We start from the raw sequence: 12326 nt of genomic DNA on the forward strand, positions 1-12326 counted from the left end.
AGAACGACCCGCTCGCCCAGCCGTCAGGGAGTCCTCCGTGTCCTCAAGTGTCGACAAGCCGGCCCGCGCCCAGGCCGGCCCCATGGACCAGGTGGCGGTGCGGCGCGCCAATCTCGCCCTGGTCCTCGGGGACGTCCGCGCGTCGGGGCGGGCCTCCCGCGCGGACGTGGCCCGGCGCACCGGTCTGACGCGGCCCACGGTCTCCAGCCTCGTGGGCGAACTGCTCGACCGTGGTCTGGTGCGGGAGACGGAGCTGCGGCAGGACGGCACGGTGGGCCGTCCGGGCCGGCAGCTGGAGCTCGACGGGCGCCGGGTGGCGGCCCTGGGCCTGGAGGTCAACTCACGCTATCTCGCGGCCTGTTCGGTGGACCTGGCCGGGCGGACGGTCCAGGAGCGGCGGCGCGTGCACGACGCGTCGCGGAGCGGCGCCGACGAGACGATCCGGGCGCTCGCGGCACTCGCCGTGGAGCTGATCGAGGACGCCGAACGCTCCGGGCTCCGGGTCGCCGGGATCGGTGTGGCCGTGCCGGGTCCGGTGGCGGCGGCCACGGGCCGGGTGCACGCGGCGCCCAACCTCCACTGGGCGGACGTGGCCGTGGCCGAGCGGCTGCGGGACGAGGCCGGGCTGCCGGACGACCTCGGCGTCGTGGTCGACAACGAGGCGAACCTCGCCGCGCTCGCCGAGTGGGAACTCGCCCATCCCGGCGTGGCGGACCTGGTGTACGTGACCGGGGAGGTCGGCCTGGGGGCGGGCATCGTCGCCGCGGGGCGGCTGCTGCGCGGTGCGTCCGGGTTCAGCGGCGAGCTGGGGCACGTACAGATCGATCCGGAGGGGGCGCGCTGCGCCTGCGGCCGTACGGGCTGTCTGGAGACGAAGGTGGCGCTGCCCGCGGCGCTCCGTACCGCCGCGCCCGACCTGCCGCTGCCGGAGGGCGGGGAGGCGGCGGCCGCTTGGGATCCCCAGGAGCGGACCGCCGAGCTGCTGCGCCGGGCCGAGGCGGGCGATCCGCGGACGCTGGCGGGCCTGGACGAGATCGGCCGCTGGCTCGGGGCCGGGCTCGCGGTGCCGGTGAACCTGCTCAACCCGGAGGTGGTCGTGCTCGGCGGTTACTTCGCCGCGGTCGCGCCGTACCTGCTGCCGGCCACCGTGCGGGAGCTGCGGGCGCGCGTCGTCGCCGGTGACGCGGCGCTGTGCCGGATCACCGGCTCCGTGTTCGGCTTCGGTGCCGCGGTGCGGGGCGCCGCGGGCGTCATCGTGAAGGAGGTGTTCGCCGACCCGGGCCGGGTGGAGGGCTAGTCGACCGGGCTCACAGGAGGCTGCGGGCGGGCGCAGCGCGCCGCCGCGCCGCCGCCGTGGGCGGCAGTGTGCTCGCGCTCGCCCTGGTCGGCACGGCCGGGGCGGCCGCGGTCCGCGCCGGCGGCGGGGCGGTGCTCTTGCGGACGACCGGACCGGTCGCCGGTTCCCTGCGTGGGGACGCGCGTCGTGGAGCGGGGAGAGCCGGAGCCGAGGTTCGGCGCGTCGAGCACCCTGCACGCCGAGTTCACGCTCGGCCCGGTCAGGAGGCGACGCGGAACACGTCGGTGATGTTGCAGGTGACGGGGCCGTCGACCTGGGTCAGGCTCTGCGCCGTCACCTCCGCGACCTTGTCCGGGGCGAGGTTGTCCACGGCGGCGTTCGCCTCGGCGACGCGGGTGCCGGAGGCGGTCACGAACTCGACGCTGATCGCGTAGTCGCTGGGCTTGCTGCTCAGATTGGTGACGGTGAGCCCGGCGTGCGGCCACCGCGTGTCACCGTCGACCTCGCAGGAGCTGATCCGGACGTCCCGGTCCTCGCGTCCCTCGCCCGGCAGGTCCGTCGTCTCGTCGACGGCCACGAAGGCGATGACGATGCCGACGACCGCGAGCACCGCGAGCCCGCCGAGGATCAGGGCGACGACGAGACAGGTGTTCGTCCGTTTCGGCGGGGGTTGCGGTGGCGGGCCCCAGGCAGGGCCCTGGGGCCCGCCCGGACCGGGCGGCGGGGGCTGCTCCGGTGGCCGCGGTCCCCAGCCCGGAGGAGGCGGAGTCGCCGGCATGACGCACCTCCATGCCGTACGCGACGGCGCGGGTCGTCGTCTCCTTCCAGCGTGCGCCGGGGCGGGACGATCCGCCCGTCGGCCACCGCTCAGGCTCCGGTGTGGACGTGGGCGGCCCAGCGGGTGGGCGTGGCCGGATAGCGGTCGCGCAGCTCCCGGAGGGTCTCGGTGAGCGCCGCGGCCCCGGACAGGCCGTCGGCGCGACGGGCGTGGAAAGACGCGGCGACCGCCGCGGCCGCCGCGTCGGTGACCGGCCACAGGGTGCCGACGACCTGGCGGTAGCCACAGAGCTGGAAGGCGGCGGTGATGTGCACGGACTCGTCGGCGAGGCGGTGGTTCGTCACGCCGGTGCTGCACGCGGACAGGTACGCCAGCTCGGCGTCGCGCAGGCGCAGACCGGCGAGTCTCGCGACGGTGAGCGGGTCTTCGCGGTGATCGGCGAGGAGCAGCCGGCTGGCCGAGGGGTCGAACGGTTCGGTCAGTCCGTGGCAGACGAAGTGCGCCGTACCGTGCCGGGGCAGGGCGTCGAGCACGGCGCGCGCAGTGGCGGCGGGGCCGCTGAGCAGGGTGACGGGCCCGGCGGGCCGCAGCAGTTCGGCCACGCGGGTCGCCTCCTCCTCCGCGTGGCCGAGGGGTTCCGCGTCCGGGGTCTGCGGCAGCGCGACGACCAGGGTGCCGGCGTCCGGCGGCGCGGCCGGACGGGTCCTGGCCTGCGCCAGGGCGCTCAGGGTGGAGGTCATGGAGGACACCGTCCGGTCGAGCAGCGTGGCCCGGCGCCGCCCGGCGGGCGGGGGCTCGCGGTGCCGACCGGCCGCGTGCAGCGGCAGCAGGGCGAGGAGGCCGACCGGGCACCACCACACGCGGGGCGCGGGGCCGTCCGCCGCGCCGTCGATGCCGAGCCTGTCGAGCACCGGGGCGGCGACGGCGTCCCAGAGCCAGGTGAGGGTGTCGTGGAGCTCGGTCTGGGCGCGGTCCTGGGCGGCGAACACGGCGAACGGGTCGTCGCCGGGCGCCTCCAGGTCCTGAAGCACCTGCAGGAACCGTCGCGTACGGGCGAGCGTGTCCTCGCCGGTCAGGTCCGGCAGCGGGACGACGTCGACCGGCGCCTCGGGCGGAGCCGCGGGGTCGAGGATCAGCGCGTCGGAGCGCCACGGGCCGGTGTGGACCAGCACCACCGGGCCCTCCCCCGCCGCGCTCCGCAGCTCGTCGATCCTCGGCCCGGCGAGGAAGTCGGCGTGGCCCGGCAGCGCACGGATGCGGGCGAGCAGGTCCGTCCAGCGGAGGCCGTGCCGCAGCCGCTCCTCGGCCGTGCCCTCGAACGCGGTCGGCGCGGCGGCGCGCAACTCCACGAATCCGTCGGCGAGTTCGGGTGCCTCCTGGTACAGCGCGAACAGCGCGTCGTCGGGGGCGCTCAGAGCGTCGGCGGCCAGGACGCCCCGGGCGCGTTCCAGGAGTTCCACGGCCCGCGCGGGACGGCCGGCCGCGACGGCGGCGGCCGCCACGGCGGGGGCCAGGCCGGTGGAGTTCACCACGAGCGTGAACTGACGGTCTCGGCGCGCGAGTTCGTGCGGGGCGATCAGCGGCAGCAGCCCGACCGCCGTCTCGAAGTCGGCGAGTGCGGTGTCGGCGTCCCCGCGGTCCATGGCCAGGCTCCCGGCGCGGGCGGCGGCCACGAGCCGTGCGTCGGGCCGGGCCGCGGTGACGGCGACCGCCTGCCGGTAGGCCTCCTCCGACTCCGCCGCGGCCTCCGCGGCTCGCTCCGCGTCGCCGGCCGCCCGCGCCTCCCGCCGGTCGCCCTCGCGGACCACCGCGAGCGCCAGCAGGAACTCGAGGCGGTCCGGGTGCTGTTCGGGCACGGCGCCGGCCGCCTCGCGGGCGAGGGCGGCGGCCTGCCCGAGGGCGTCGGGCTCCGGTGTCTCCAGCACCGCCGCGGCCCGGTGGTGGGTCTGCAGACAGCCGGCGAGGGCGATCCGCGCCATGGGCCCGTTCGTCGCGTCGAGCGGGATCGCGGCGACGGCCTCGCGCAGCAGGATGAGGGCGAGCGTGAGCAGGGCCGGTTCGGAGTTCTCCCCGTCGCACAGGGCCAGCACGGCCTGGCCGGCCTGCATGGTGATCGACGGCTTGAGCGGATGGTCGTCGGGGCAGGTCTCGTACGCCTCCAGACTGCGGCTGACGGCCTCCGACATCCGCTTGGCGTGCGCGTTCTCGTCGATCAGCCGGCCCGCGCCGATCAGCAGCATCTCGCCGAGGTGGGCCAGCGCCACGGCGCGCTGCACGCCCGACGGTGGCGAGCCGGCCACGACCCGGCGGGCGTAGGTCTCCGCGTCGCGGAGTGCGTCGAGGTCGCGGCGGCGCCGGTAGAGCAGGAAGAGGCCCTGGCTCAACTCGGTGAGTGCGGACAGCCGCTCGCCATGGGTGAGGTCGTGGTCCGGGCCGTCGGGGCCGCCGTCGACCTCCCGCAGCAGTGTGATCCCCTCGGTGAGCGCGGCCGGGTCGCCGGTGTCGTCGTACCTCTGCATCAGGAGTCCGCCGAGCATCCGCCGGGCCCTGCGGGAGTGCCGGCCGGGCGGCGCGTCCCGTACCTGCCGCCGCGCCTCCTCGACGGGGTCGGCCGGTGTCCCGCCCTGCGCCTCCCGGGCCAGCTGCTCTGCCTGCCGCAGCAGTTGGACGGCGTCGCGGTACCAGGTGTGGCCGTACGACACGAGGCGGACCGTCTCCTCGGCGACGGCCAGGATCTCCGCGACGAGTGCCGCGCCCCCGCCCGCCCGCTCCGCGGCGGCGAGGTCGAGCAGGCAGCGGGTCAGCAGCAGCCGGCGGCTGAGCCGGTTCGGATCGCTGGGGAAGGAGCCCGCCACGGAGGCCCGTAGCGCGTCGGCGGCCCGGCGCAGCAGGTCCAGGTCGCGGGTCTCCAGGTAGAGCTCGCGCAGGTCCTTGCCGTAGTTGTTGAGGATCGCCGCCCGCTGCGGCTCCGCGTCGGGCACGGTGCGGGCGGCCTCCGCCCCGAAGTCGACGGCGGAGCGCAGGACGGCCGGGTCCGCGGAGCGGTCGTACAGCGCGGAGTACAGGTTCTGGACGTGGCAGAGGCGCACGGCGCGCACCGGGTCGTGCGAGGGCGTGAGGTTCAGCGCGGTGACGCTCACCTCCAGGCTCTCCTCCAGGGCCGCCTCGTCGCCGGTGCGGCGGAACGCGTCGAAGAGCAGTGAGCCGTGGTTGAACAGCACCAGCGGCCGCTGGGGATCGTCCGTGGCGCAGAGCAGGGCCGCCTCCTCGCAGACGCCGCGCGCGGTCTGCAGGGTGCGCAGGTCGCCGGTGCGGGCCAGTTCGAGCTGGAGGGCGACGCCCAGCGCGGTCCGGGCGCGGACGCTGCGGGAGCGCTGGTCCTCGGGCAGGATCGCGAACAACCCCGGGGTGGCGTCGACCAGTTCGCGCAGCAGGACGCGGGCGGTGCGGAGGGTCGCCGGGTCGTGCAGGGCGCGGTAGCGCTCGACGGCGGACTTCGCGTGGTCGAACAGCGCCTCGAGCCGCAGGTCGGTGTCGCGGACGATCCTCGCGAGGCTCCTCGGCAACCGGGGCAGTCGCCGTACGCCCGCGCGGATGTCCGGCGGGACGAGCGCGGGTACGAGGGCGTCGAGCCAGGCGCACAGCCCGAGGGCCCGGTCGCGCAGCGCCCGTGCGCCGCCGGGCGTCGCGCCGGCCGCGAGGTGGAGCTGCCAGGCGGCGACGGCGACGGTCCGCGCCATGTCGGCCTCGGGCGGCGGATGGTCCCGCAGCGCCTGGTCGGTGAGCTGCAGGAGCCGTACGGACGTGGGGTCGAGGAGCGTCCCGGCGTCCCCGGTCTCCTCGAACCGGCGGACCCGGCCGCACAGTTCGGCGTAGAGAGTCAGTTCGACAGCCACGCGCCGCTCCCGTCCCGTCATCGGCCGCGATCTGCCATTCTCTGCGATGAGCCCGTGGGGCGGAAGGCGACGGGAGGGCGCATGCACGACGTGGCGGACCGGCTGGACCGGCTGTGCCGTCTGCTCGGCGGGGGCGAACTCGCCCGCCGGGCCCGGGAGTACGGAGTGGAGGAGCCGTTGGAACGGGTCCTCGGCGCGGTGCGCGCCGGCACCGAGCCGGAGCGGGTGCGGGCCGATCTCGACGCGCTCGACGAGGGGTTCGCCCGGCACGGCGTCGACGGGCTGACCACCCGGACCCGGGCCTACCCGTCGCTGCCGGGCACGGTCGAGCACATGACGCTGCGGGGCTGGGTCTGTCCGGCGGCCCGGCGCTGCTCCCGGTTCACCGAGCACGACGCCGGCGCCCCGGACGGGGTTGCCGGGCCGGTGTGCGAGGCGTTGGGGACGGCGCTGGTCCGGGTGGAGATCCCGCTGTGAACGCCTTCCTCGGGGAGCTCGGCAGGCGCCTGGCCGAGCGCTGGGTGACGCTGCTCCTGCTGCCGGGCGCGCTGTTCGTGGCCGTGGTGACGGTCGCGTCGGTGCTCGGCCACGGGCGGGCGCTCGACCTCAGCCAGCTGAGCACCTGGATCGACGGTCTCGCCGGGGCACCGGGTGCCGGCCGGACGGGCATCGTGGTGCTCGTGGCGGCCGGGGCGCTGGCGGCCGCGGCGGGTGCGGGGCTCGCCGCGGCGGCGCTCGGCGAGGGCGTGGCGCTGCTGTGGGCGGCGGAGGGGCGGCGCGGTCCGGGGCGGTGGCTGGCCGGGCGGCGCCGGGAGCGGTGGCGGCGGGCGTACGAGGAGGTCGTCGCGGCGCGCCGGGCGGTGGCGCTGAGCGCCGTGCCGCCGCACGGCGCGGACCCGGAGGCGCGGGCGCGGATGCGGGCGGCCCTGGAGCGGTGCCGCCGGATCTGCCCGGTGCCTGCGGACCGGCCGACGTGGATCGGTGACCGGCTGCGGGCCGCGGACCTGCGGGTGCACCACGCATACCGGGTCGATCTCGGGGCGCTGTGGCCGCGGCTGTGGCTGGCGCTGCCGGACCCGGCGCGCGCGGAACTGACGGAGGCGTACGCGGCGTACCGGGCGAGCGCCCGGCTGACCGGCTGGGGGCTGATGTACCTCCTGGTGGCGCTGTGGTGGTGGCCCGCCGGGGTCGTCGCCGTCGTCACGCTCGCCACGGCGTGGGTCCGCGCACGGGGCGCGGCGCAGGCGCTGGCGGACCTGGTGGAGGGGGCGGTGGACCTGTACGGGCGCGAGGTCGCGACGGCGCTGGGGGTGCTGCCGGCCGAGGACGGCCTGGACCGCACCTCCGGCGACGCGGTGAGCGCACTGCTGCGCAAGGACGAGGCGCTGCACCCCGCTCCGGAGGCTCGGACCGGGGTGCCCGGCCCCGCCGGTCAGGCGGACTTGGCGTAGTGGGCGGCGCCGGCCCAGTCGAGTGCGACGCAGGCTTCGTCGCCGAGGACCCAGGCGTCGTGTCCGGGCTGGACGTCCATGAAGTCGCCGGGACCAATCTCCGTGGTCGTGCCGTCGTTCATGACGATCTTCATCCGGCCGCTGACGAGGTATCCGACGTGGTGCGTCATGCAACTGTCGGTGCCGGCGATCGGCTTGACGTGCTCGGCCCAGTGCCAGCCCGGCTCGAAGACGGCCCGGCCGACCGGTCCCGTCTCGGAGACGATGAGGTCGAGCCTGCCCTTCCCGTCCTGGAACGGGCGGGTCTCGTCGGCGGAGTCGAAACTCCGGGTCATGATTCCGGTCATGGTCATCCGCCTCCCGGCGGTGCGACGTACGGGCCCCGAGTCCAGTTCCAGGCTACGCCGGGAATATCGCCGGGCCGAACGCACCTTCGCCCTACATGACCGTTCAGCTGAACCACACGATCGTGCACGCCACCGACAAGCGGGCCTCGGCCGAGTTCCTGGCGCACATACTCGGGCTCGAGGTCGCGCCCCCGTTCGGGCCGTTCCTGCCGGTGGTCACGGACAACGAGGTCGCTCTCGACTACTACGAGAACCCCGACCGGCCGGTCACCGGCCAGCACTACGCCTTCCTCGTCTCGGAGGAGGAGTTCGACGCGATGATGGCGCGGATCAGGGCGGCGGGCGTGCCGTACTACGCCGATCCCTCGCACGCGGAGCCCGGCCGGACCAACACGTACTTCGGCGGCCGGGGCGCGTACTTCGACGATCCGGACGGGCACAACATGGAGATCATGACCCGCCCTTACGGCTCCCGGTGAACCGCGGCGCGTGACCTCCCTGCCGGATTTGGCCGGTGCGCCCAGATCCGGGGCGGGATTTCTGTGGACATCACTTACCGGACAGATCTACACATAAAGGGCATATAAGGGCACAATGAAACAGCGGCACCGTGCCGCACCACCGGCCACACGGTCTGACGTCCGAAGGAGGCGAGTCGTATGGCCGACGTCTCTCACCGTCCAGGCGATATCGCGGGACACCCCGACGCAGGAGAAATGCGAGAGCGTTACGCCCGCATGCTGGAGACCCGAGGGGTCGCAGCGGTCGAGGAACTCACGATCCTCGCCGGACTCTGGGCCGCGGTCTCCGCATGGACCGTCCACTATTCCGCCGCAGAACCGAGCCTGGCCATCAGCAACCTGGTGGTCGGACTGACCATCGCGGCGCTGGGCCTGTGCATGTCGATGGCCCCGGAAAGGTCGCAGGACCTCAACTTCGTCGTCCTCGCACTCGGTGTATGGCTGATCATCGCTCCCTGGGTGGTCGCCACGGACGCCAGTACCGGCGCGATCATCTCCAACGTCATCACCGGAGCGTGCGTGTGCCTGTTCGCCCTCGTGGCGGGCGGCCTGCTGATGAGCAAGAGGAGAACTGGCTGACACCCGACATCCGAATCCCTGACCTTTGACGGCGTCGCTCTCCCCCGGCGGAGCGCGGCGCCGTCCGCCGCGCTCCTTCCCCGACCCGTACGGCACCGGTCCGCCGCCAGTGACGGTTCGTAGCGTTCGGCCGCCCGGCTTGTGCACCGTGGCGGAGGACCCGCCGCACCGCCGCCGCCTAGCGTCACCCCATCAGCACAGCGGGTGCGTGCTGCAGGAACGAGGGGCGGTACCGGTGAACTGGCTCATCCACGACTACCGCGAGAGCGATCTCGCCGCAGTGGTCCACCTGATCGACAGCACGGCCGAGCTCGGACAGGAGTCGGTGTTCTCGCTCGCCGAGTGCATCGGCGCCCTCACCTCGCGGCAGCCGGCCGTCGTCGCCGTCCACCAGGGCGTGCCGATCGGGGCGGCGCTCGCCTCCGTCGCGGGCGAGCGGGCCTGGGTGATGCGGATCGCCATCCAGCCGGGCTGGCGCGGCCGCGGACTGGCCAGCGCCCTGCTCGTGGAGCTGGAGCGGCGGCTGCTCGCGGCCCGGGTCGGGCGGATCGCGTACGTGCTGCCGGAGGAGGAACTGCACGGCGAGGGGCTGCTGAACGCCGGGTACACCCGCCAGCCCGCCGTCGCGTACTTCGAGAAGGCGGAGCCGCTGCACGGGCCGGCGGCCGGGCTGCTCGACGACCTCGGCGGCCGGTTCCTGCCCACCGACCTGTGGGCGAAGGTCGCCGGCATGGAGGCGGAGAAGGACCTGATCGAACGGCGTGTGGTCCTCCCGCTCGCGGAACCGGAGCGAGCGGCGCGGCACGGGGTGCGGCCGCCGCGGGCGGTGGGCCTGTTCGGGCCGCCCGGCACCGGGAAGACGACGTTCGCCCGCGGGATCGCCTCGCGGCTCGGCTGGCCGTTCGTGGAGATCCTGCCCTCGCGCCTCGCCGACGAGGGCAATCTGGCGGCGGCGCTGCGCAGCGCGTTCGCGCGGATCGCGGAGCTGGAGCGGGTGCTGGTCTTCATCGACGAGGTGGAGGAGATCGCCCCGGTGCGCTCGGAGCCGGCGCAGCCCGGCGGGATGCACGGCGTCACCAACGAACTGCTCAAGCTGATCCCCGGGTTCCGGGAGCGCGACGAGCGGCTGCTGGTCTGCGCGACCAACTCGATCCGGTCGCTCGACCCGGCGTTCCTCCGCCCCGGCCGGTTCGACTACCTGATCCCGATCGGCACTCCCGACAAGGCGGCCCGGGCGGCGATCTGGTCCCGGTACACCGACGGCCGTGCGGACGTGGACGTGGACGAACTCGTCGTCGCGAGCGAGCTGTTCACCCCGGCGGACATCGAGCACGCGGCCCGGATCGCGGCGCAGAACTCCTTCGAGCGCGACCTGGCCGCGGCCGGCGACGGCGCGCCGGGCGCGACGACGGCCGACTATCTGGAGGCGATCGGGCAGTGCCGGCCGACGGTGACGCCGGAGATGATCGGCCAGTTCGAGGCGGACATCACCGCGCACGCACGGTTCTGAGGCGCCGAGCGTGCCGACGGCCCGGCCGCGTGGGGGCGGCCGGGCCGTCGGCCGCGCCACCGGGCGGCGGCGCGGGCTGCTCGGTCAGGCGCGGGGCGCGGGACCGCCCGTGGCCTTCTCGGAGCCGAGCCACGACACGGCCTGGTAGTAGTACCAGGCCGTGTTCTCGCACGAGGTGCGCTGCTCACCGGCGTGGCCGGCGCAGACCCGCTTCATGTCCGCGTGGAAGGCGTTGTCGAGGCGGGACTTGTGGGCGCTGAAGGAGCCCAGCGCCTTGTAGTTGCGGTAACCGAAGTCGTGCCGGGCGCAGGCCCCGGAGAAGTCGAAACCGCCCGGGTTGTCCGGGGAGTAACTGCAGTAGTCCGTCGACCAGTCGAAGCCGTACTCGGCGTACCGGCCCTGGTCGGCGTTGGCGGACTGCCAGGCGTTCTGACTGCCGGCGTCGGTCTGCGTCCAGGAACCGAGCAGTTGTTCCCTGTCCACTGCCTCGGCCGAGGCGGTGGACGCGGACACGAAGCCGGCGGTGACCGCCAGGGCGACTGCCGCGACGGACAGGGCACCACGACGATGCATGCGGGACCTCCAGATGTGGGGGGTGGAAGTCTGCGTGTTTGCAGAGCGGCCAGATCCTGTCAGTCGGCGGGCGTCCGCGGCAGAGATCGGCGGGAATCCGCGGTGAACATCTCGCACGGGCATCCCCCGGGAATGCACACTTCCGGTCCGGTGTCCCACGCGTCCTGCTGTCCGGTGCATTCCGGCCGGTGTCGGCGGGGGTCACTAGGGTGACGTCATGGACGAGTTCGAGGGTCTTCCGGTCATGAGGTTCACGGAGCGGGCGGGCCTGGAGGCCTGGCTGGAGGAGCACGGGGCCGACGCCCCCGGGGTGTGGCTGCGCATCGCCCGCAAGGGCTCGGCCGGCCGTTCCGTCTCCCTCGCGGACACCCTGGACTGCATGCTCTGCTTCGGCTGGATCGACGGGCAGCGCCGGGCCGGCGACCCGGAGTACTACCTGCAGAAGTACACGCGCCGGCGGCCGCGGGCCCTGTGGTCGCAGGTCAACGTGCGCAAGGTCGAGGCGCTGCTGGCCGCCGGGCGGATGCGCGAGCCGGGGCTCGCGGAGGTCCGCTCCGCACAGGCGGACGGCCGCTGGGCGGACGCGTACCCGGCGCAGGCCGACGCGACCGTACCCGACGACCTGGCGGAGGCGCTGGCAGCGGACGACGCCGCCCGGGAGGCCTTCGAGGCGCTCGGCAAGACCGACCGGTACCTGGTGATCCTCCGCCTCTGGCAGGCTCGCACGGCGAAGGGCCGCCGGCAGCGGCTCGAACGGATGCTGGCCGCGCTGGCGGAGGGCCACAAGCCGGTCTAGCCGGGGGTGCGGTAGAGGACCTGGTGGGCGTCCCACTCCACGAACGACTCGACGTGCGCCAGGCCGACGGCCTCCAGGAGGCGGCGCGAGCGGGTGTTCGCCTCCTGGGTCACCGCGATCACCGTGGGCGAGGCGGCGAGCGCCCAGTCGACCGCCGCGGTCACCGCCTCGCGGGCGTAGCCGCGGCCCCAGTGCTCGGGCAGGAACTGGTACGACACCTCCCGCTCGCCGCGCCCCGCGTCCCAGCCGATCGTCACCAGTCCGGCGACGGCGCCGTCCTCGGCGCGGGCCGCCACGAAGACCCCGCGCGCGCCGACACAGCGGCGCTGCCGGATCCGCACGACCGACGCGGCGACCGGGCCGCCCAGGTGGCGGCGCACCTCCGGGTCGGTCCACAGCCGCGTGACGGCCGGCACGTCGGCCCGCTCCACCGGCCGCAGGATCTGACGCTCCGTGGTGAGCACGGCCGGCCAGGGCAACGGCGGGGCGGACGGGCCCGGGTCGGCGGCAGCGGTACGCATGCCCTCGATCATCTCAGCCCCGGCGGACGGAGCGACGGCCACCGGCCATGAGCGCGT

General features: G+C 74.8%; 13 protein-coding genes. 7 read left to right on the forward strand and 6 right to left on the reverse strand.

The genetic code is table 11. The features are described from left to right. The first annotated feature begins 37 nt into the window (after positions 1-37). A complete protein-coding gene (locus ABZO31_RS01460; RefSeq protein WP_406858968.1) occupies positions 38-1297 on the forward strand; it encodes an ROK family protein in 1260 nt (419 codons plus the stop codon). Here ABZO31_RS01460 and ABZO31_RS01465 read toward each other — a convergent pair. From ABZO31_RS01465 to ABZO31_RS01475, 3 genes are all read right to left on the reverse strand, one after another. Then, positions 1294-1545: a hypothetical protein gene (locus tag ABZO31_RS01465; protein WP_406858969.1), complete on the reverse strand. Its 252-nt coding sequence runs from the start codon at positions 1543-1545 to the stop codon at positions 1294-1296. The genes ABZO31_RS01460 and ABZO31_RS01465 overlap by 4 nt on opposite strands. A gap of 11 nt (positions 1546-1556) precedes the next feature. Continuing rightward, positions 1557-2075: a hypothetical protein gene (locus ABZO31_RS01470; protein WP_406858970.1), complete on the reverse strand. Its 519-nt coding sequence runs from the start codon at positions 2073-2075 to the stop codon at positions 1557-1559. Positions 2076-2164: 89 nt separating this feature from the next. Further along, positions 2165-5971, reverse strand: a complete 3807-nt coding sequence (locus ABZO31_RS01475; protein WP_406858971.1) for a CHAT domain-containing protein — start codon at positions 5969-5971, stop codon at positions 2165-2167. Between the two features lie 81 nt (positions 5972-6052). Between ABZO31_RS01475 and ABZO31_RS01480 the strand changes: the two genes are divergently transcribed. Further along, the gene (locus tag ABZO31_RS01480) at positions 6053-6448 is read left to right on the forward strand and encodes a hypothetical protein (protein ID WP_406858972.1); all 396 of its coding nucleotides are present in this window, start codon (positions 6053-6055) and stop codon (positions 6446-6448) included. Continuing rightward, complete coding sequence (locus ABZO31_RS01485) at positions 6445-7422, forward strand: hypothetical protein (protein ID WP_406858973.1); 978 nt, start codon at positions 6445-6447, stop codon at positions 7420-7422. The genes ABZO31_RS01480 and ABZO31_RS01485 overlap by 4 nt, the downstream gene beginning before the upstream one ends. Here the strand turns inward: ABZO31_RS01485 and ABZO31_RS01490 are convergent. Further along, a complete protein-coding gene (locus ABZO31_RS01490) occupies positions 7404-7769 on the reverse strand; it encodes a cupin domain-containing protein (RefSeq protein ID WP_406858974.1) in 366 nt (121 codons plus the stop codon). The genes ABZO31_RS01485 and ABZO31_RS01490 overlap by 19 nt on opposite strands. Positions 7770-7864: 95 nt before the next feature. On the opposite strand from ABZO31_RS01490, the gene ABZO31_RS01495 reads away from it, so the two are divergent. From ABZO31_RS01495 to ABZO31_RS01505, 3 genes are all read left to right on the forward strand, one after another. Beyond that, positions 7865-8248, forward strand: a complete 384-nt coding sequence (locus ABZO31_RS01495; protein ID WP_406858975.1) for a VOC family protein — start codon at positions 7865-7867, stop codon at positions 8246-8248. Positions 8249-8485: 237 nt separating this feature from the next. Continuing rightward, a complete protein-coding gene (locus ABZO31_RS01500) occupies positions 8486-8869 on the forward strand; it encodes an SPW repeat protein (protein ID WP_406858976.1) in 384 nt (127 codons plus the stop codon). 235 nt (positions 8870-9104) lie between these two features. Beyond that, entirely contained in the window at positions 9105-10379 is a 1275-nt protein-coding gene (locus tag ABZO31_RS01505) for an ATP-binding protein (protein WP_406865231.1), read from the forward strand. Between the two features lie 84 nt (positions 10380-10463). Here ABZO31_RS01505 and ABZO31_RS01510 read toward each other — a convergent pair whose 3' ends face one another. Beyond that, positions 10464-10952: a phospholipase gene (locus ABZO31_RS01510; RefSeq protein ID WP_406858977.1), complete on the reverse strand. Its 489-nt coding sequence runs from the start codon at positions 10950-10952 to the stop codon at positions 10464-10466. A gap of 217 nt (positions 10953-11169) precedes the next feature. Between ABZO31_RS01510 and ABZO31_RS01515 the strand changes: the two genes are divergently transcribed. Next, positions 11170-11748, forward strand: a complete 579-nt coding sequence (locus ABZO31_RS01515; protein WP_406858978.1) for a YdeI/OmpD-associated family protein — start codon at positions 11170-11172, stop codon at positions 11746-11748. Here the strand turns inward: ABZO31_RS01515 and ABZO31_RS01520 are convergent. Then, positions 11745-12269, reverse strand: a complete 525-nt coding sequence (locus ABZO31_RS01520; RefSeq protein WP_406858979.1) for a GNAT family N-acetyltransferase — start codon at positions 12267-12269, stop codon at positions 11745-11747. The genes ABZO31_RS01515 and ABZO31_RS01520 overlap by 4 nt on opposite strands. Positions 12270-12326 lie beyond the last annotated feature (57 nt).

Origin of the sequence: Streptomyces solicamelliae, from assembly GCF_045348655.1 — a bacterium.
GTDB classification, from domain to species: domain Bacteria; phylum Actinomycetota; class Actinomycetes; order Streptomycetales; family Streptomycetaceae; genus Streptomyces; species Streptomyces solicamelliae.

What these genes read in the sequence shown, in the direction of transcription:
- ABZO31_RS01490 (WP_406858974.1), bottom strand. Translation starts at nt 7,769, where the DNA reads ATGACCGGAATCATGACCCGGAGTTTCGACTCCGCCGACGAGACCCGC.
- ABZO31_RS01495 (WP_406858975.1), top strand. Translation starts at nt 7,865, where the DNA reads ATGACCGTTCAGCTGAACCACACGATCGTGCACGCCACCGACAAGCGG.
- ABZO31_RS01480 (WP_406858972.1), top strand. Translation starts at nt 6,053, where the DNA reads ATGCACGACGTGGCGGACCGGCTGGACCGGCTGTGCCGTCTGCTCGGC.
- ABZO31_RS01470 (WP_406858970.1), bottom strand. Translation starts at nt 2,075, where the DNA reads ATGCCGGCGACTCCGCCTCCTCCGGGCTGGGGACCGCGGCCACCGGAG.
- ABZO31_RS01520 (WP_406858979.1), bottom strand. Translation starts at nt 12,269, where the DNA reads ATGCGTACCGCTGCCGCCGACCCGGGCCCGTCCGCCCCGCCGTTGCCC.
- ABZO31_RS01515 (WP_406858978.1), top strand. Translation starts at nt 11,170, where the DNA reads ATGGACGAGTTCGAGGGTCTTCCGGTCATGAGGTTCACGGAGCGGGCG.
- ABZO31_RS01510 (WP_406858977.1), bottom strand. Translation starts at nt 10,952, where the DNA reads ATGCATCGTCGTGGTGCCCTGTCCGTCGCGGCAGTCGCCCTGGCGGTC.
- ABZO31_RS01500 (WP_406858976.1), top strand. Translation starts at nt 8,486, where the DNA reads ATGCGAGAGCGTTACGCCCGCATGCTGGAGACCCGAGGGGTCGCAGCG.